This window comes from Bradyrhizobium sp. HKCCYLRH3061 (assembly GCF_051168015.1).
Classification (GTDB): Bacteria; Pseudomonadota; Alphaproteobacteria; order Rhizobiales; family Xanthobacteraceae; genus Bradyrhizobium.
Genome location: NZ_JBNPUE010000001.1, coordinates 396,149 through 414,603, shown reverse-complemented (window position 1 = coordinate 414,603; position 18,455 = coordinate 396,149). Strand labels below are relative to the sequence as shown.

At 66.0% G+C, this 18,455-nt stretch carries 17 protein-coding genes; 8 read left to right on the top strand and 9 right to left on the bottom strand.

Annotated features, from left to right (window positions below; all coding sequences use genetic code 11):
* The first annotated feature begins 12 nt into the window (after positions 1-12).
* The 4 genes from ACQR2C_RS02045 (at position 13) to ACQR2C_RS02030 (ending at position 6,314) form a co-directional block, all read left to right on the top strand.
* Positions 13-2,292 (top strand): spermidine synthase, encoded by a 2,280-nt coding sequence (locus tag ACQR2C_RS02045; protein WP_434880312.1) that lies wholly within the window; start codon positions 13-15, stop codon positions 2,290-2,292.
* A 514-nt stretch (positions 2,293-2,806) separates the two neighbouring features.
* Positions 2,807-3,760, top strand: a complete 954-nt coding sequence (locus tag ACQR2C_RS02040) for a sugar-binding protein (RefSeq protein WP_409997908.1) — start codon at positions 2,807-2,809, stop codon at positions 3,758-3,760.
* Between the two features lie 13 nt (positions 3,761-3,773).
* Positions 3,774-5,276 (top strand): sugar ABC transporter ATP-binding protein, encoded by a 1,503-nt coding sequence (locus ACQR2C_RS02035; protein WP_315802132.1) that lies wholly within the window; start codon positions 3,774-3,776, stop codon positions 5,274-5,276.
* Positions 5,277-5,288: 12 nt separating this feature from the next.
* A complete protein-coding gene (locus ACQR2C_RS02030; protein WP_315802133.1) occupies positions 5,289-6,314 on the top strand; it encodes an ABC transporter permease in 1,026 nt (341 codons plus the stop codon).
* Between the two features lie 63 nt (positions 6,315-6,377).
* Here ACQR2C_RS02030 and ACQR2C_RS02025 read toward each other — a convergent pair whose 3' ends face one another.
* A complete protein-coding gene (locus ACQR2C_RS02025; RefSeq protein WP_434880311.1) occupies positions 6,378-7,172 on the bottom strand; it encodes a L,D-transpeptidase in 795 nt (264 codons plus the stop codon).
* Positions 7,173-7,488: 316 nt separating this feature from the next.
* On the opposite strand from ACQR2C_RS02025, the gene ACQR2C_RS02020 reads away from it, so the two are divergent.
* On the top strand, positions 7,489-7,839 hold the full coding sequence (locus tag ACQR2C_RS02020; RefSeq protein WP_434880310.1) for a hypothetical protein: 351 nt from the start codon (positions 7,489-7,491) through the stop codon (positions 7,837-7,839).
* Positions 7,840-7,867: 28 nt separating this feature from the next.
* Here ACQR2C_RS02020 and ACQR2C_RS02015 read toward each other — a convergent pair whose 3' ends face one another.
* Complete coding sequence (locus ACQR2C_RS02015) at positions 7,868-8,629, bottom strand: ABC transporter permease (RefSeq protein WP_315802136.1); 762 nt, start codon at positions 8,627-8,629, stop codon at positions 7,868-7,870.
* Positions 8,626-9,546: an ABC transporter ATP-binding protein gene (locus tag ACQR2C_RS02010; protein WP_315802137.1), complete on the bottom strand. Its 921-nt coding sequence runs from the start codon at positions 9,544-9,546 to the stop codon at positions 8,626-8,628. Before ACQR2C_RS02010 ends, ACQR2C_RS02015 begins: the two co-directional genes overlap by 4 nt.
* Positions 9,547-9,835: 289 nt before the next feature.
* On the opposite strand from ACQR2C_RS02010, the gene ACQR2C_RS02005 reads away from it, so the two are divergent.
* Positions 9,836-10,570, top strand: coding sequence for a hypothetical protein (locus ACQR2C_RS02005; RefSeq protein ID WP_316217714.1), 735 nt, complete (start codon positions 9,836-9,838; stop codon positions 10,568-10,570).
* 121 nt (positions 10,571-10,691) lie between these two features.
* Entirely contained in the window at positions 10,692-11,738 is a 1,047-nt protein-coding gene (locus ACQR2C_RS02000) for an alpha/beta fold hydrolase (RefSeq protein WP_434880309.1), read from the top strand.
* A gap of 6 nt (positions 11,739-11,744) precedes the next feature.
* Here the strand turns inward: ACQR2C_RS02000 and ACQR2C_RS01995 are convergent, their stop codons facing one another.
* From ACQR2C_RS01995 to ACQR2C_RS01970, 6 genes are all read right to left on the bottom strand, one after another.
* Positions 11,745-12,368: a methyltransferase family protein gene (locus ACQR2C_RS01995; RefSeq protein WP_434880308.1), complete on the bottom strand. Its 624-nt coding sequence runs from the start codon at positions 12,366-12,368 to the stop codon at positions 11,745-11,747.
* Between the two features lie 42 nt (positions 12,369-12,410).
* Positions 12,411-13,436: an NAD-dependent epimerase/dehydratase family protein gene (locus ACQR2C_RS01990; protein ID WP_434880307.1), complete on the bottom strand. Its 1,026-nt coding sequence runs from the start codon at positions 13,434-13,436 to the stop codon at positions 12,411-12,413.
* On the bottom strand, positions 13,436-13,987 hold the full coding sequence (locus ACQR2C_RS01985; RefSeq protein WP_315802142.1) for an Mpo1-like protein: 552 nt from the start codon (positions 13,985-13,987) through the stop codon (positions 13,436-13,438). The genes ACQR2C_RS01990 and ACQR2C_RS01985 overlap by 1 nt, the downstream gene beginning before the upstream one ends.
* Positions 13,988-14,229: 242 nt before the next feature.
* Positions 14,230-14,901: an OmpA family protein gene (locus tag ACQR2C_RS01980; protein WP_434880306.1), complete on the bottom strand. Its 672-nt coding sequence runs from the start codon at positions 14,899-14,901 to the stop codon at positions 14,230-14,232.
* Positions 14,901-15,317: a hypothetical protein gene (locus ACQR2C_RS01975; protein WP_315802144.1), complete on the bottom strand. Its 417-nt coding sequence runs from the start codon at positions 15,315-15,317 to the stop codon at positions 14,901-14,903. The genes ACQR2C_RS01980 and ACQR2C_RS01975 overlap by 1 nt, the downstream gene beginning before the upstream one ends.
* A 75-nt stretch (positions 15,318-15,392) precedes the next feature.
* Entirely contained in the window at positions 15,393-17,975 is a 2,583-nt protein-coding gene (locus ACQR2C_RS01970; RefSeq protein ID WP_434880305.1) for an ATP-dependent helicase, read from the bottom strand.
* Between the two features lie 292 nt (positions 17,976-18,267).
* Here ACQR2C_RS01970 and ACQR2C_RS01965 point away from each other — a divergent pair, with 292 nt between their 5' ends.
* Positions 18,268-18,441, top strand: a complete 174-nt coding sequence (locus tag ACQR2C_RS01965) for a DUF1328 domain-containing protein (RefSeq protein ID WP_315802178.1) — start codon at positions 18,268-18,270, stop codon at positions 18,439-18,441.
* The last annotated feature ends 14 nt before the right edge of the window (positions 18,442-18,455 follow it).

Here is an 18,455-nt window from a genome sequence, read left to right as displayed (position 1 = left end):
GCCGGAGTTGTCATGACCTCAATCGCCTCGCCCGCCGCCGTCGCTCAGCCCTCCGCCGCACGCAACCGGCTGGTGCTCGTCGTCTATACCGCCGCCATTTTCGTCAGCGCGCTGCTGCTGTTCTCGGTGCAGCCGCTGTTCACCAAGATGGTGCTGCCGCGGCTCGGCGGCTCGCCGGCGGTGTGGTCGGTGGCGATGGTGTTCTTCCAGACCCTGCTGCTGGCGGGCTACGCCTATGCGCATTTTCTCACCCAGTTGCCCAGCCGGGTGCTGCCGATCGCGATCCATCTGCTGCTGCTCGGTTTCGCTCTGCTGACGCTGCCGTTGTCGATCGCGAGCAGTTGGGGCGACCCGCCGACCTCAGGCTACGGGCTGTGGCTGCTCGGCCTGTTCACCGTGTCGATCGGCCTGCCGTTCTTCGCGCTCGCCGCCAACAATCCGCTGCTGCAGGCGTGGTTCGTACGCACGGGCCATCCAGCCGCGCCCGACCCGTACTTCCTCTATGCGTCGTCGAACATCGGCAGCTTTCTGGCGCTGCTGTCCTATCCGCTGCTGATCGAGCCGATCTTCAGCCTGCGCATGCAGAACCTGATCTGGACCGGCGGCTATGGCCTCCTGATCGCGCTGATCGCCGGCTGCGGCGTCCTGCTGCTGCGGTCGCCGGTGATCGTCGCGAGCCTGCTGCACACCGAGGACAGCCATGCCCCGGCGCCACGCTGGCTGCTGCGCCTGCGCTGGATATTCCTGGCCGCGGTGCCCTCGGGCCTGCTGATCGCGGTGACCGCGCACATCTCCACCGACGTCGCGGCCGCGCCCTTGCTGTGGGTACTGCCGCTGTCGCTCTATCTGCTCACCTGGGTGCTGGTGTTCCAGTCGCGGCCGCTGCTGCCGCACAAATGGATGCTGGCGCTGCAGCCGCTGGCGATCGCCGGCGTGATCGTGCTGCTCGCCTTCGGCGGCGAACAGAATCTCGCGCTCACGCTCGGCGGTCATCAGCTCTGCTTCTTCATCATCGCCATGGCCTGCCATGGCGAGCTCGCGCGCACGCGCCCGCCGGCCAAGTATCTCACCGGGTTCTATGTCGCGCTGTCGTTCGGCGGCATGGTCGGTGGCCTGTTCGCCGGGCTGATCGCGCCGTTCACCTTCTCCTGGGTCGCCGAGTATCCGATCCTGCTGGCGCTGGCGGCGTTGTGCCGCCCGGCTGCCAATGAGCGCCTGCCCGGGCTCACGCACTGGTACTGGCTCCTGCTCGCGGTCATTGCGGTCGCGCTGCTGGTGCCTTCAGGCATGACCGGCAAGGTCACGACCTATCTCGAGGACCACCGCGTCTATGTCGCGGGCGCCGTGGGCGTGCTCGCCGCGCTGCTCGCTCTGCTGCTGAACGGCGGCCGCTGGAAGGTGTTCGCGACGGCCGCACTCGCGCTCGTCCTGATCCGCGCCTATCCGGCCGATGACGGCCGCGTCGAAACGGTGCGCAGCTTCTTCGGCGTGCACAAGATCGTGGTGACATCGGACGGGCACTACCACGTGCTGATGCACGGCACGACCATCCACGGCGCGCAGAAATATCTCAACGCCGACGGCTCCAAGGTGACGGGGCGGCCCGAGCCGATCACCTACTATCACAAGGACGGCGGCATCGGCCGCGCCATCACCGCGATCCGGGAGCGCAAGGGCGCGCCGCTCAAGGTCGCCGTGATCGGCGTCGGCGCGGGCACGCTGACCTGCGCGGCCCAGCCCGGCGAGAGCTGGAATTACTTCGAGATCGACCAGACCATGGTCGACACCGCCAGCGATCCGAAATATTTCAGCTACATCAGGAGCTGCGCGCCGGACTTCAAGCCGGTCATCGGCGATGCCCGGCTGACCTTCGCCAAGGAGCCGGACGGCGTCTACGATCTGATCATTGTCGACGCCTATTCGTCTGATGCGATTCCGATCCACCTCGCGACGGAGGAGGCGATGGCGATCTACAAGGCGAAGCTGGCGCCACAGGGCGCTGTCGTGATGCACGTCTCCAATCGCCATCTGGAGCTGGAGAGCGTCGTGGTCGGCATCGCCGACGCCAACGACCTGAAGAGCTGGGTCTACAACGAGGACTCCGGCCGCGACGACGAGTACATCTTCCCGACCGACGTCGTCGTCAGCGCGCGCGACGATGCCGATGTCGGCAAGCTCGCCTCCTCGGACAAGTGGACCGAGACCGAGCCGACCGACGGCGAGCGGGTCTGGACCGACGACTATTCGAATATTCTCGGCGCGGTGTATCGGCGGCTTCGCGACGGCGAGTAGGCGAGGGCGCACGCCGCGTTCCCGCCGGTTGGGCGGCCGTCAGGATTCGGGTGGCGCGCGCCATGCGGCATGCGCGTTCGGAAAGAGGTGCGCTCCTCGATTCCGAATCGGCGCCGGTTGCGTCGCGTCAAATGTTCGCCGCTTGGTTCATCGCGATGGAGCGATATTGCATCGCAGAACATAGCACGATCTGCTTTCTTCAGCGGCTTTGTTGCGGAGCTGTCACGATCATGCTACCTTGAGGTGCGTGCCTCATAAAAGTTCCACGACGATGAGGCTCTCGGGAGGAAAGCGGCGGCTCGGTACGCGGCGCGGTAAGTCTCACACGACATCTTCACGACTCGAGGGGTGACGTCGATTTTGGCGACGCCCGTGCGCCTCGGGTTTTGTCGAGTTCACGTCGAGACCTGCAGTGCCGTGCGGGTGCAGGCCTCGTCCCGGGCGCGGAACGTGTCTTCAATGAGTACAAAACGCCGGTCGCATCAAGCAGGCCGGCTGACATGGGAGGGGTTTGATGAAGCGTCTTTGGATGGTCGGCGCGTCTGCTCTGTTGGCGATGGCGCTCGGTGTGGGCTCGGCGGGAGCGGCCGACAAGAAGGTCCTCGCCTTCGTCGTCAACGGCGCGTCCGACTTCTGGAAGATCGCCGAGGCCGGCGTGAAGAAGGCGCAGGGCGAGCTGCCCAACTACAACCTGCAGCTCAAATATCCCGAGCAGGCGGCCGCCGCCGTGCAGCAGCGGATGCTGGATGACCTCGTCGCGGCCGGCGCCGCCGGAATCATGGTGAGCGCCGTCGATCCGAAGAACCAGACCGAGCACCTCGACAAGATCGCGGCACAGACGGTGCTCTTCACCACCGACAGCGACGCGCCGCAATCGAAGCGCATCGCCTATATCGGCTCCTCCAATACCGAGCTCGGCAAGGACGCCGGCAAGCTGATGCTGAAGGCGCTGCCGAACGGGGGCAAGTGCGTCGGCTTCGTCGGCCTGCTCGGCGCCGACAACGCCCGCGAGCGCATCGAGGGCGTGAAGGAGACCATCAAGGGCTCGAAGGTCGAGCTGGTCGACGTGCGCGGCGACGAGATCGACCAGACCCGGGCCAAGCGCAATGTCGAGGACATCCTGGCGGCGATGCCCGATGTGAGCTGCCTGGTCGGCTTCTACTCCTACAACACACCGCGCATCTACGAGGTGCTGAAGGAAGCCGGCAAGCTCGGCAAGATCAAGATCATCGGCTTCGACGAGGATCCGATCACGCTCGGCGGCGTGAAGGACGGCGCGATCGAGGGCACGGTGGTGCAGCAGCCGTTCGAATGGGGCTATCAGGGCATGAAGCTGATGGCGAAGGTCGTTGAGGGCGACAAGTCGGGTGTGCCGGCCAACGGCATCATCATCGTGCCCGGCAAGGTGATCGAGAAGTCGAACGTCGACGACTTCATGGCGCAGATGAAGCAGATGCTGAAGAAGTGACGCGACGGCCGGCGTGCGCGAGCCCTTCCTCGAGCTGATCGACATCGGCAAGACCTATCCTGGCGTGGTCGCGCTCGACCACGCCAGCCTGTCGGTCGCGCCCGGCGAGGTGATCGCCCTGGTCGGCGAGAACGGCGCCGGCAAGTCGACCCTGATGCGCGTGCTCGGCGGCGTGGTGGAGCCGAGCAGCGGCACGATCCGGATCGATGGCGTGGCGCGGGCCAGCTATGCGGTGGCGGACGCGATCGCGGCCGGCATCGCCTTCGTCCACCAGGAGCTGAACCTGTTCGACAATCTCGACGTCGCGGGCAACGTCTTCATCGGGCGCGAGCCGGTCTATGGCGGGCCGCTGCGGCTGATCGACCGCGCGACGCTGCGGACCAGGGTGCGCCCGCTGATCGCGCGTCTCGGGGCCGATTTCGAGCCGGATACGCCGCTTGCCGAACTGTCCCTGGCGCAGCGCCAGCTGGTCGAGATCATGAAGGCTTTGTCGCTCGATGCGCGCTGCGTCATCATGGACGAGCCGACCTCCAGCCTCACCTTGTCGGAAACCGAGCGGCTGATGCATGTCATCGCCGGCCTGAAGTCGGACGGGGTCAGCGTCATCTTCATCACGCATCGCCTGAACGAAGTGATGCAATGCGCCGATCGCGCCATCGTGCTGCGCGACGGTCGCATGGTCGGCGCGCTGACGCGAGACCAGCTCAATCCTGCAGCGATGATCCGGCTGATGATCGGCCGGGACCTGCGGTCGCTCTACGTGCCGCCGGCCGCGCCGCCTGGCGAGGCCGTGCTCGACGTCATGGAGGCCGTGACCGCGACCTATCCCAACCAGGCCGTCAGCCTGCAGCTCCGGCGCGGCGAGATCCTCGGACTTGCCGGCCTCGTCGGCTCCGGCCGTACCGAGCTCGCGCGCGCCATCTTCGGCGTCGAGCCGCTGCTGGCCGGGGGCCTCAGCCTGGAGGGCGAGCCGATCCGCATCTCGACGCCGCGCGCGGCGATCGATCGCGGCATCTATCTCATTCCGGAAGACCGCAAGGCCTGCGGCCTCTTGCTCGACCTGTCGATCGCCGAGAACGTCTCGCTGCCGGATCTCGCCTCCTATCTGAGCTTCGGACTTGTCGACATCAGGCGCGAGGCCGAGAATGCCGATCGACAGCGCGAACGGCTCAAGATCCGGGCGTCCGACGTCAAGGTGTCGGTCGGCACCTTGTCGGGCGGCAATCAGCAGAAGGTCGTGCTCGCCAAATGGCTGTCGATGCGGCCGAAGGTCCTGATCTTCGACGAGCCGACCCGGGGCATCGATGTTGGCGCCAAGCAGGAGATCTACGACATGCTGCGGCGGCTGGCGGATTCCGGTGTCGCGATCCTGATGATCTCGAGCGACATGGAGGAGGTGATCGGGGTGAGCGACCGGATCGCCGTGATGCATGAAGGCATGATTTCAGGTTTCCTGGCGAGAGACGAGTTCAGCGAGCACAACGTGCTTCAGCTCGCCGTCGGCCATACCGTCTGAGCGAGGGCGCCCGTGCAGAAGAAAGATCTCAGCCTGCTGATCCTGATCCTGGTGGTCGGCGCCGTCGTGGCCTTCATCAACCCACGCTTCCTCTTGGTCGGCAACCTCTCCAATACCGCCAACCAGGTCGGCATGTTCGGCATCTTCTCGATCGCCGAGGCCTTTGTCATCATCGTCGGCGGCATCGAGCTTGCGGTGGGGTCGGTGATCGCGCTGCTCGGCGTGCTGTTCATCGACCTCATCGTCAACCGGGACGTCGACTGGGTCGCTGCCTTGTTCCTCATCCTCGCCGGCGGCATCGCCATCGGCTTGGTCCATGGCACGCTGGTCACCAAGATGCGCATCCAGCCCTTCGTGGTGACCCTGTGCGGACTTCTGATCTATCGCGGCGCGGCGCGCTACTACACCGAGGATGCCACGGCCGGCTTCGGCTATGGCGCGAGCTTCCCGGCGCTGGAATGGCTGGCCGCCGGCCGCACCGATGTCCTCGGCTTTCCGCTGCCGCACAGCGTCGTGGCGCTCGCGATCGTCGCCGGCATCGCCTGGCTGGTGCTGCACCGGTCGGTGTACGGCCGCTATTTCTACGCCGTCGGCAAGAACGAGGAGGCGGCGCGCTATTCCGGCATCCGGTCCGACCGGGTGACGATCGCGGCCTATGTGATCTGCGGGGCCCTGACCGCGCTCGCCGCGGTCCTGCTGGCGATGTATACCCGTTCGATCTCGCCGGCGGTGCACGGCTCGTTCTACGAGCTCTATGCGATCGCCGCCGCGGTGCTCGGCGGCTGCTCGCTGCGCGGCGGCGAAGGCTCGATCATCGGCGTCGTGCTCGGCACGGTCCTGCTGCAAGTGTTGCAGAACCTGGTCAACCTGCTGGGCATCCCCAGCTCGCTCAATTTCGCCGTGATGGGCACGGTGATCCTGATCGGCGTGCTGGCCGACCAGTATCTCGTGCAGCGGCGCAAGCGCATGCCGACGGCCCGCGGGCAGGCCAGCGCCGATCGTGCGTCGGCCTCGCTCGGGCGCGTCAACGCCGAGTGAGAAGATCGCAACGGGCCGAGCGCCGCCTGGTGGCCACGCCCGGTTGCTGGGATCAGTGCGCGATCAGTCCTGATAGGTGTAATAGCCGCGCGGCTGGTAGTAGGGCCGCGGCTGGTAATAGCGCGGCTGGGCGTAGCTCGGATTGCCGTTGTCGTAATAGTACTGCTGCGGCTGCTGCTGCGGATAGGCCTGGGCGTCATAGACGCGGCGGGCCGTGCCGGGCGGTGCCGGATAGCGCGCACCGTTGTCGCTGCCGTCGGCGGGATAGATGTAGCCGTCATCGGGCCGCTGCTGCGGAACGACCGGGCGCCCCGGCAGCATCTGCGGCTGCGGCGTCAGCACGACCGGCTCGCCACTGTCGTCATACTGCTGCGGCGCCTCGCGCCGCGCAACGGCGGTGCCGCGGCGTGGATTGCGCGCCAGCGCCACCTCGGCCGATCCGGTCAGCGTCACCGTGGTGTTCAGCACGCCGTCTTTCTGTACCAGGTCATAGAGCGTCGTCGCGTTGGCCTTGGACAGCCGGACGCAGCCGTGGGACGCCGGGGTCCCGAGGCGGCTTTCCGAATCCGTGCCGTGAATCGCGTGACCGACCTTCGTGAAGAAGATCGAATGCGGCATCGGCGCGTCGTCGAATTCCTTGGAAAAATGATCGGCTTCCATGCGGAAGGCGCGGAACGAGCCATTCGGCGTTTCCCGCGAGGGAATGCCGGTCGAGACCGGCCATCGATAACGCTCGACGCCATCGACGGCGACAGTCATGATCTGGTTGTTCTTGTCGACGGTGATGTCGATCTTGGCCAGAGCCGGCGTGGCCGACAGAAAGGCGAAGCCGGCTACGGCAAAAAGGATGGTACGCATCTAACCTCTGGCCTCCAGGGCCCTCGACTGTGGAGAGACCTCAAAACGGGACGTCAACGCCCAGGTCATCGCCTCGGCCTGCACTATGTCGGAATTGCCGGATTTGTTCCAGCCGAGGGCACCCTCAACCTTAATGGCGGGCGGGGGCGGGACAAAGGCTCCCCGCGTTCATCGGCGCTGACATTTTCGCGACCGCGGACGGTCTTTCATTCCGGCGTTTGGGACTTCTCTAGTCGGTCCAATTTGTCACGACCGCGCAACTTTTCGGCCGCATCCGCGTTTCAAGGATTCCTCCATGCGGTTCCCAGGACTCAAAATGTTGACGATGAACGCCAAGACGGCGGTGCTCGACGATCGCGCGCCGCATAAGCTGACCTATCTGCTGGCTGCGCTCGCACTGTTCATCCTGGCGTTGGCCTGGCTGGCGCTGCCGCAATTCGCCCACGCCCAGGGCATCATCCGTGGCGCCCATGAGGGGGCCCACGAAGGCAACCGTATCGCCGGCCCGGTGGGCGGCGTCGTCGGCGGCGCGGTCGGTGCCGGTGTCGGCGGAGCCGTGGGCGCCGTCGAAGGCGTGCTCGGCGTCCCGCACCGCTCGTATTACCACCGGCACTATCACTGCCGCGGATATCGCGACGGCTACGGCCGCTTTCACTGCTACCGCTGAGCTGTCACCACCAAGCTGAGGCGCCGGCTCAATGCTTGAGCCGGTAGCCGGTCTTGAAGATCCACAAGATGATCGCCATGCAGATCGCCAGGAACAGCAGCGTCACGCCGACGCTGATTTCGACCCTGACGTCGGCGATCTCATAGAAGCTCCAGCGAAAGCCGGAGATCAGGTAGACCACCGGGTTGAGCAGCGCGATCGAGTGCCAGGTCGGCGGCAGCATGTTGACCGAGTAGAAGCTGCCGCCGAGGAACGTGAGCGGCGTCACCACCAGCATCGGGACCATCTGCAGCTTCTCGAAGCCGTCGGCCCAGATGCCGATGATGAAGCCGAACAGGCTGAAGGTCACGGCCGTCAGCACCAGGAACGACAGCATCCACACCGGGTGCTGGACGTGCAGCGGCACGAACAGCCCGGCGGTGGCGAGGATGATCAGCCCGAGAATGATGGATTTCGTCGCGGCCGCGCCGACATAGCCGAGCACGATCTCGAAATGCGAGATCGGCGCCGACAGGATCTCGTAGATCGTGCCGATGAACTTCGGGAAGTAGATCCCGAACGAGGCGTTGGAGATGCTCTGGGTCAGCACCGACAGCATCACGAGGCCGGGCACGATGAAGGTGCCGTAGCTCACGCCGTCCACTTCGCTGATGCGCGAGCCGATCGCGGCGCCGAACACGACGAAATAGAGCGAGGTCGACACCACCGGCGACACGATGCTCTGCAGCAGCGTGCGCCAGGTGCGGGCCATCTCGAACTTGTAGATTGCGGCGACTGCGCGAAAATTCATTGCCGCACCAGGCTCACGAAGATGTCTTCAAGGGATGATTGCTTGGTCTCGAGATCGACGAAGCGGATGCCGGCAGTCCTGAGATCGCCGAGCAGGCTGGTGATTCCGGTGCGCTCGCCCTTGGTGTCGTAGTCGTAGGCGAGCCGCCAGCCGTCGTCGGACAGCGCGAGCTGATAGGGCGCGAGCGCCTCGGGGATGGTCTCGATCCGATGCTGCAGCTGCAGGCTCAGCCGCTTCCGGCCGAGCTTCGCCATCAGCTTGGCCTTGTCCTCGACCAGGACGATCTCGCCCTTGTTGATGACGCCGACGCGATCGGCCATCTCCTCGGCTTCCTCGATGTAATGCGTGGTGAGAATGATGGTGACGCCGGCGGCCTTGAGCTCGCGCACGACGTCCCACATGCCCTTGCGCAGCTCGACGTCGACGCCCGCGGTCGGCTCGTCCAGGAACAGCACCTGCGGCTCGTGCGACAGCGCTTTCGCAATCATCACGCGGCGCTTCATGCCGCCGGACAGCGTGATGATCTTGGCGTCCTTCTTGTCCCAGAGCGACAGGTCCTTGAGGATCTTCTCGATCAGCGCCGGGTTCTTCGGCTTGCCGAACAGCCCCCGGCTGAAGCTGACCGTGGCCCATACGGTCTCGAATGAATCGGTGTGCAGCTCCTGGGGCACCAGTCCGATCAGCGCCCGCGCGGCGCGATAGCCGCGGTTGATGTCGTGGCCGCCGACCGCGACCTTTCCTTTGGACGCATTGACGATGCCGCAGATGATGCTGATCAGCGTCGTCTTGCCGGCACCGTTGGGCCCGAGCAGCGCGAAGATCTCGCCCCGCTCGATCGCGAGATCGACATTGTTGAGCGAGGTGAAGCCCGAGGAATAGGTCTTCGACAGGCCGGTAACGGAAATGACGGGAGCCATCACGGGGGATTCGATGCGAGGGATTCGAAAAGAGCGGGGAGCTGCGCGGGGGAGGGGGCGCAGGCGCAAGCGAAGCGCTCAGATAGGAACGGGGATGCGTTCGCGCAATCATGTGCGCGGCCCTTGATCGTGTCGCTTGTTGGGCTTTTTCGTGGCCGACATGGCTGAGTGTTGCCGCTCAGCCACGGCTGGGGAGGAACGCCGGCTCACGATGTCCGACGATGTTGCGTCCGCGAGCATCTTGGGTACGGTCGCGCCGTCTCGACATTTCCGCCGCGGAGAAGGACCGATGACGCCACGCGCCAGCACCGTTCGACCCACCTTCAAGCGCAGCCTCTCGGCGCGCTGCTTTGGCATGGTGGCCCTGGCCGTTGCGCTGGCTCTGCCGCTCGGCACCGGATCGGTCAGGGCGGCACCGAGCCCGGCGGCCGCAAGCACCGCCAGCACCACGCATGTCTATCTGCTGCGCGGCGTGCTCAACATCTTCTCGCTCGGGCTCGACGACATCGCCGCCAAGCTGGATTCGCAGGGCATTCCGAACACGGTCGCCAATTTCGTGTCGTGGTCGTCGCTCGCCGACGAGGCGGCGGCGGCCTACCGCGCCGGCCGGATCAAGACCATCATCCTGGTGGGGCATTCCTCGGGCGCGACCGCGCTGCCGGACATGATCAACAAGCTCGGCCAGCTCGGCGTGCCCGTGAAGCTCGCGATCGGTCTGGACTCGGTGTTCAAGACCAAGCTCGTCGGCGGCAACGCCGAGCGCTACATCAATTTCTACATCGCCAGCGGCGCCGGCGAGCCGGTCCGCCGCGACGACGGCTTCCGCGGCAAGCTCGAGAATGTCGACGTCCAATCGGTTCCCGGTGTTGGCCACGTCACGATCGAGAAGAACCAGATCATGCAGCAGAAGGTGATCGGTGCCATCGATGGCGTGGTGTTCGGCGGGCGGGGCCGCCCGGCGGCGGCGCCGCCGACCCGCATGGCCGCTCCGCAGCGCGCTGCGAACGTCGCCGGCTACCGGTAATCGACGACCGCGCCACTGGGCGCGCGCCCCAAAATGCTCCCATTCAGTGGCGACAAGCGGTATGGCAGGGGGGAGATGAGACCCTGCTCGATCTGAGCTTGTGAGCTTTCCGGGAGCGCGAATGACCAGCGTGGCGCAAATCGCGAGACGGTGGCTCGGCCCAGCCAAGGCGGCTGCCGGCAGGAGACGGCTTGCGATCCTCCTCGCCGCACCTTTCCTCGCCGGACTTGCGGCGCCGAGCATCTCGCAGGCCGCCCAGCCCGGCGCTGCTTCCGCCCCTGCGCCGACCAGATCCGCGAAGGCATCCCCGGCAGTAATCCCCGCGGCGATCCGCGCCGTACCCGCTGCGCCGCCCGAGATCAGCCAGCCGCTGCCGCCGCCGCGGGTGTACCTGTTCCGCGGCGCGCTCGGGCCGCTGTTCTCGACCGGGATGGATCGTCTGGCCGAAAAGATCGAGGCGGCCGGCTACCGGGCCAGTGTCTATGAATTCACGCTGTGCGACCTGATCGCGCTCCAGGTGGCCAAGAATTACCGCCAGGAGCCGGGCCCGATCGTGCTGATCGGCCATTCGATGGGCGGGCTGTGCAGCGTGCGCATCGCGATCACGCTGCAGGAGCAGAACATCCCGGTCGCCCTCGTCGTCACCGTCGATCCGGCGCATGCGACCAAGAGCGTGCCGTCCAACGTGCAGCGCTTCATCAACCTGTTCCTGTCCGACAACATTCTCGGCGGCGGCGACGTCAAGCCGGAGCCCGGCTTTCGCGGTCACTACGCCAGCTTCGACATGAAGGATCATGACGAGGTCACGCACATCAACATCGACAAGATGGAGGATGTGCACGCCCAGCTGGTCACCATGATCAGCCAGTTGTCGCAGACCTCGGCTACTGCCGACGCGGATCCGGTGCCGCTGCGATATCTGGTGCCGCCGACAGCCTCCGTGGAGCTGTGGGACAGCGGCACTGCTCTGGCGGTGCGGCCGGGCGAGACCCTGGACCAGATCGCCGCCAATTATCACGTGCCGCTCTGGGCGCTCCAGCAATCCAACCGTGGCCTCGCCACCCAGCCGTTGGTCCCGGGCCAGCGCGTCATCCTGCCGCGCCACCTGTTGCCGCAGGCGGCAAACCAGGCGCCGCAGCCGCCTTCGGCAGCCCAGGCCAGGCGCTGAGCGGCCTTAGCCCGGCGGCAGGAACGGAATGATCATCGGCACGCGCTGCCGGTAGGTGACGTAATCCGGCCCGAGCTCCTGAGCGAGGAAGACCTCTTCCATCTTCGCCTTCCAGGCCATCCCGAGCGAGATCAGGACGGCGCCGAGCACGGCGGTCATCGTGCCCACCGCGATGCCGGTGGCGATCATGCCGAGGATCAGCCCGGTATAGATCGGGTGACGGACCATGCCGTAGGGGCCGGTGTCGATGACCTTGTGGCCCTCCTTGTGGGTGATCGCGTTGGACCAGAAGCGGCCGAGATGGATGCGCGCCCACCAGGTGAAGGCGATGCCGGCCAGGGTCACGACGGTCAGCAGGTAGACGCCGGTCTCGCCGGGAGTCCAGAACGGCTTCTCGCCGAGCAGGCGCGAGGTCCACGGCGTGAACAGGATGCCGCCGAGCACGATCAGCGCGTGATAGCGGCTGGTCTTGATCACCGTCACATGCTTGCGGGTCTGCCCCGACCAGAATGAGGCGCCGACCCAGCTCGCGAGCCAGATCAGCCAGATGATGGCCAGCAGCGAGGTGGGCCAAGTGGTGGTCCAGCCGCTGAACGCAACTGACGAGATGGGGCTGGCATCGCCGGACATGTCTGCAAAACCGTTATGGGACGTGGGACCGGCTGCTCTTAGCTATTCGGCCGCAGTGCGAAAAGGGTGTTGTTTACCGTCGAGCCGCTTTCCCGGCTCGGAACCGAGCAGGAAGGCGATGGTCTCGCGCAAGGTCGGCTCGATCGGGCGCGGGACGTAGCCGAGCTCGCGCTTGGCCCTGTCGATCGACAGATCCGAGGCCGCGCGGGCGATCCGCACCCCCTCGGCGGTGCCGGACGGGCAGCGCTTGGTGAGGTGATCGGAGACGAACTCCAGCATGCCCGCCGACAGCTCGGCCAGCCGGCCGGGCACGGCGACTGCGACATGCTTGCGGCCGCTGATCGCCGCCATGAGATCGAGGATGCGGCTGAGGCGCAGGCTCTCGCCGCCGAACACGTAGCGGCCACCGACCTTGCCGCGCTCCATCGCCAGGATCAGGCCGGCCGCGACGTCGCGGACGTCGACCAGGTTGACGATGAAGTCGAGATAGAGCTGGACCCGGCTGTCCAGGAAATGCCGCAGCATCTGCGACGGCGGTGTCAGATTGCTGTCATGCGGCCCGATCGGCATCGTCGGCGTGCCCACCACGACGGGGAAGCCCTCCGCGGCGGCTGTCATGGCGCGCGCCTCGGCCAGCGCCTTGGAGCGCGTATAGGCCCCGGGCATCGCCTCGGCCGGCGGTGCTGTTGGCGCCGATGCGGCACCGGTCGAGCGGGGATAGTCGAACAGGATGGATTCGGTCGAGCAGTGCAGGAACCGGCGCACCCGGCCGGCGCGTGCGGCCGCCAGCACCGTTTCCGTGCCGATGCAGTTGACGCGATAGAAGTCCTCGCGGTCAGGCATCCACATGCCGGGCAGTCCGGCGAGATGATAGACCTGATCGACGCCGGCGACCGCCTGCTTCACCAGGCCCGCATCGAGCACCGAGCCTTCGATGTACTCGACGTCAGCGATCATGTGGCTGGGGCAGCGAATATCGAGCACACGCACCTCTGCGCCCCGCGTCACGAGCGCAGAGACGAGGTGATGGCCGATGAAACCGCTGCCGCCGGTGACGAGGATCTTCATTAGGGACGCGAGTGCTGATCGCCTTGAAGCCGGTCCGATGCAAGCCGATCCGGCGACCAATTCGGCGCGATGAGGTCGGCCACCGAAGGCCGCAGACCCAACGCCATGTACAATTTCGCCATCACGAACATCGGACCGAGAAAGAGATGCGCCGGATGATCCAGCAAAGACGGATTGTTGCGTTCGAACACCTTGTGGCCCACGGCCTGCGAGACGAAGCCGAAGATGATGAGCGCGGCAAACAGCGCCCAGAAGGCGACACCATGGACGTGATCGGCGATCATCATGGCCGCAGCAAGGAACAGTACCGCGAAGGCCAGGATGCCGGCCCCGAGTGCGGCATCGAGCAGCAGCCAGTAGAGCAGGACGGGCAGCGCCAGCACGGCGCCGAGGCCGATCCGGATGCCGAACGCGTCGAAATGCCACAAGCTCAGCGGCAGCACGGCGCCCAGGAACAACAGGATGATCCCGAACACATGCATCAGGCCGTTGCGCGGATCGCGATGATATTCGACGTAGTCGACCATCTGGCGTCGGAACATGGCGTTCATGGCTGGCTCGCTCGTCAATGAGATCCACCGCCGCTCAATCGACGGCCGCAAAGAGGGGGCTATACCATCAAGCGGCTGCATCGACAAACCCGGCAATCGCGGCCCATCCGCACGAGCGCGCAACCCGACTTGAAAACCGGTTCCATTCGCGCCTGTCGGGAAGAGCGCATCGGCACCTGCTGAAACAACAGTCGCGCCCGCAGCGCTCCGGGTTCATGGCCTGCGCGCGGGTCCCAATTGCATCAATTGCGATGCTTGCGGGGGCCCTGCTTGCCGGGCGTCGTCGGAGCAGGGGGCGAAGGCGGCGCTGCGGCCTCTTCGACGGTTTTTGCGATCGGGATGATCTGGATCTGCTGATTGACGGCGGCGGTCGGCTTGGACGGGTCGAGCAACTGCTCCTCGCCAAGTCCGATCGATTGCAACCGCTTGACCGAGATCTTGAAGGTGTTTGCCAGGATGTCGCGGATCGCGTCGGCGCGGCGCTGGCTCAGGATGACGTTGGACTCGCGCTTGCCGTTGGCTTCGACATGGCCGACGATCAGGAAGGTGTAGGGCAGCAGGTCGGAATACACCATCGCATCGGCGATCCGCGCGACGGTCTGGTAGGATTCCGGACGCACGATCGGCGTGTCCACGTCGAACTGGATGTCGACGTTGAAGGCCGGCAGATTCACCAGCTCCGGCGCGATCGGCGGGCGCTTCTGCGGCGGCGGCTCGTTGCGCCCGCGCGACCTGGAACGCTCCTGCGTCTGCTGCTTCAGCGCCGGAAGATCCAGCGCAGGCGCGGTTTCGAAGCGGCCGAGCTGGCGCACGATGTCCTCGCGACTCAGCTCCTGCGACCACGCGGGCGCGCTCGCGGCCACCAGCGAAGCAGCGATCAGCCCCGACAGCAGTGATCTCGCGGTCCGCCGCATCAGCGATACCCCGCTTCGCCCATCGCCTGCTGACACCGCGCGCTCACGCCATTGGCCGTCAACAGGCACGGGATCGATTTGCTCGTTTCCTTCGTGGAGCCGCCGCACAGCTTGACGATCTCGCGCTGGCAAGCATTGGCGACCGTGACCCGCGCCGCGATGCGCTTCTGGATCGCCTCGAACGCCTTGAAATAGGTCGCCTTGCACTGCGCGGAGACCACGTCCTGGTTGCGCGAGAGGCATTCCTTGAGGCGGTTGGAGTCGAGGTTGACGCCGCGGCAATTGGCGGTGATGTCTGCGCCGCAGCTCGAGGCGATCAGCCCCGCGGAATCGCCAAAGCTCATCGTCTGCGCCGCCGCCAGCGAGGGCACACACAGCGCGACCGCAACACTCAACAGAATGTATCCTCGGACCATGATTGCATCTCATACGATGCACGCTGCCATGGTCAAGGCCTAACCAAGGCGAAGTGCGGCGGCGTGGCCGCCGGGTCACGCCCGCTGCACGAAGCTGTCGACGACGTGTTTCTCGCCGGCCTTGTCGAACGCGATGGTCAGCTTGTTGCCGTCGATCTTGACGACGTGGCCATAGCCGAACTTCTGATGGAAGACGCGGTCGTCGAGGGCGAATTCCGACGTCGTGCCGGTGGATTTCGCCACCAGCTCGCCCTCGATGGTCATCGGTCCGCGCTTGCCGCGGCCGAAATTACCGCCGAAGCCGCTGCCGAACGGATCACGGCCCGAGAACGGCGACGGCTCTTCCTTGAAGCCGCTCTCCGACGAACCGCGTGCCGCGCCCGGCCGACGCGCCTGTGCGCGCTGCCAGCCCGGCGTGGAATAGCTCGATCCGAACGATTCGACGTTGTCGAAGCGCGACGGACCGTAGCCGCCAGCACCGCCCCAGCCCGAGCCGCCCTTCGATTCGGTGATCTCGACGCTCGCCGCGGGCAGCTCGTCGAGAAAGCGCGACGGAATGGTCGTGGTCCAGGTGCCGTGGATGCGGCGGTTGGTGGCGAAATAAATCTTGGCGCGACGCCGCGCGCGGGTCAGGCCGACATGGGCGAGGCGGCGCTCCTCTTCCAGCCCGGCGCGGCCCTGTTCGTCGAGCGTGCGCTGGCTCGGGAACAGGCCTTCCTCCCAGCCCGGCAGGAACACGTTGTCGAACTCCAGCCCCTTGGCCGAGTGCAACGTCATCAGCGACACCGCTTCCTCGTCGGCTGCGCCCTCGCGGTCCATCACCAGCGAGATGTGCTCGAGGAAGCCGTGCAGGTTCTCGAACTCCTCCATCGAGCGGACGAGCTCCTTGAGGTTGTCGAGGCGGCCGGCGGCATCGGCCGAGCGGTCCTTCTGCCACATCTCGGTGTAGCCGCTCTCGTCGAGCACGATCTCGGCGAGCTCGGTATGTGGCGTCACCTCGCGCTGGGCGCGCCAGCGCTCGAACTGCAGGATCAGCCCGCGCAGCGAGCCGCGTGCCTTTGGCTTCAGCTCGTCGGTCTCGACCACCGCGCGCGCCGCCTCGAACAGCGGGATGCGGCGCTTGCGGGCGTGGTCGTGCAGCATCTGCACGGTGGCATCGCCGAGCCCGCGCTTCGGCACGTTGACGATGCGCTCGAAGGCGAGATCGTCGGCCGGCGAGTTGATGACGCGCAGATAGGCCAGCGCGTCGCGAATCTCGGCGCGCTCGTAGAAGCGCGGACCGCCGATGACGCGATAGGGCAGGCCGAGCGTGACGAAGCGGTCCTCGAACTCGCGCATCTGGTAGGACGCGCGCACCAGGATCGCGATGTCGTTGAGATGCTCGCCCTTGCGCTGCAGCTCCTCGATCTCCTCACCGATGCCGCGCGCTTCCTCTTCCGAATCCCAGGCGCCGGTGACGGTGACCTTCTCGCCCTCGACGTCCTCGGTGTGCAAGGTCTTGCCGAGCCGGCCTTCGTTGTGCGTGATCAGATGCGAGGCGGCGGCGAGGATGTGCCCCGTGGAGCGGTAGTTGCGCTCGAGGCGGATGACCTTGGCGCCGGGAAAGTCGTGCTCGAAGCGCAGGATGTTGTCGACCTCGGCGCCGCGCCAGCCGTAGATCGACTGATCGTCGTCGCCGACGCAGCAGATGTTCTTGAGGGCGGGGGCCGAGCTAGGCGCGGCAACACTTCTGTCGTCATCACCGGGCCGACGCGCGGCGTCGAGACCCGGTGATCCATCTTCTTCCGAAGACGTGATGGATTGCCGGGTCGAGCCCGGCAATGACGAGCCGGAGGACGAGGGCGCCTGCGACAGCAGCCGCAGCCAGAGATATTGCGCCACGTTGGTGTCCTGATACTCGTCGACCAGGATGAACTTGAAGCGACTCTGATATTGCCTGAGCACGTCCGGGTTCTCGCGGAACAGCCGGATGCTCTCGAGCAGCAGGTCGCCGAAATCGGCGGCGTTGAGGATCTTCAGCCGTTCCTGATAGCTCGCATAGAGCTTGCCGCCCTTGCCGTTGGCGAACACCGCGGCCTCGCCCGAGGGCACCTGGGACGGCGCCAGGCCGCGATTCTTCCAGCCGTCGATCAGCCCGGCCAGCATGCGCGCCGGCCAGCGCTTGTCGTCGATGTTCTCGGCCTGCAGCAACTGCTTGAGTAGGCGGATCTGATCATCGACGTCGAGCACGGTGAAATTGGACTTGAGCTGCACCAGCTCGGCATGGCTGCGCAGGATGCGGCCCGAGATCGAGTGGAAGGTGCCGAGCCACGGCATGCCCTCGACCGCCTGTCCGAGCATCTCGGCCAGCCGCGTCTTCATCTCGCGCGCGGCCTTGTTGGTGAAGGTCACCGACAGAATCTCACTCGGCCTCGCGCGGCCCTGGCTCAGAATATGCGCGATGCGCGTGGTCAGCACCCGGGTCTTGCCGGTGCCCGCGCCGGCGAGCACCAGCACCGGGCCATCGAGCGTCTCGACCGCCTCGCGCTGCTCCGGATTGAGGCCCGCCAGATAGCGCGCACCACCGGTCGCGGCGGCGCGGGCGCGCGCGGCAATGCCGCCGGCAACGGGCTGGTGGTCGGGCGCAGGAAAAGGGCTCACGCGGTTGGGCTCGGTCATCAGCGAATCAGTCTCGTCCCTCGGATGGCATCATATGACGGCATCGCGAGGTCTGCAGGAAGGAGCCCTCATAGCAGGGATTGACGGCTATATGGGGCCGGCGGCGGCGTTTTATAGCCCTAAATCGGGGCAGACGGACGTCTGCTCCAGCCTAGGCGGGCTTTTGTTCCGGCAGATCGCGAATTTTTACCGGCCCGCGCGGCCGGAACCTTTGTTCCAAGCCACGATTGTTCTGGCAACGGCGCAAGCTCCGCGTCGCTTTGAACCGCAATCGAGAGACAGAGGTCGTGTCATGTTAGGCTGGGTTGTCACCTTCCTGGTTATCGCATTGATCGCCGGCATTCTCGGCTTCGGCGGCGTCGCCGGTGCCTCCATCGAGATCGCCAAGATCATCTTCTTCATCGCCGTCGTGCTGTTTCTGGTTTCGGCCGTCGTGGGCCTCGCCCGCGGCCGCAGCCGCGTGTAGTCGGCCTCATCCCT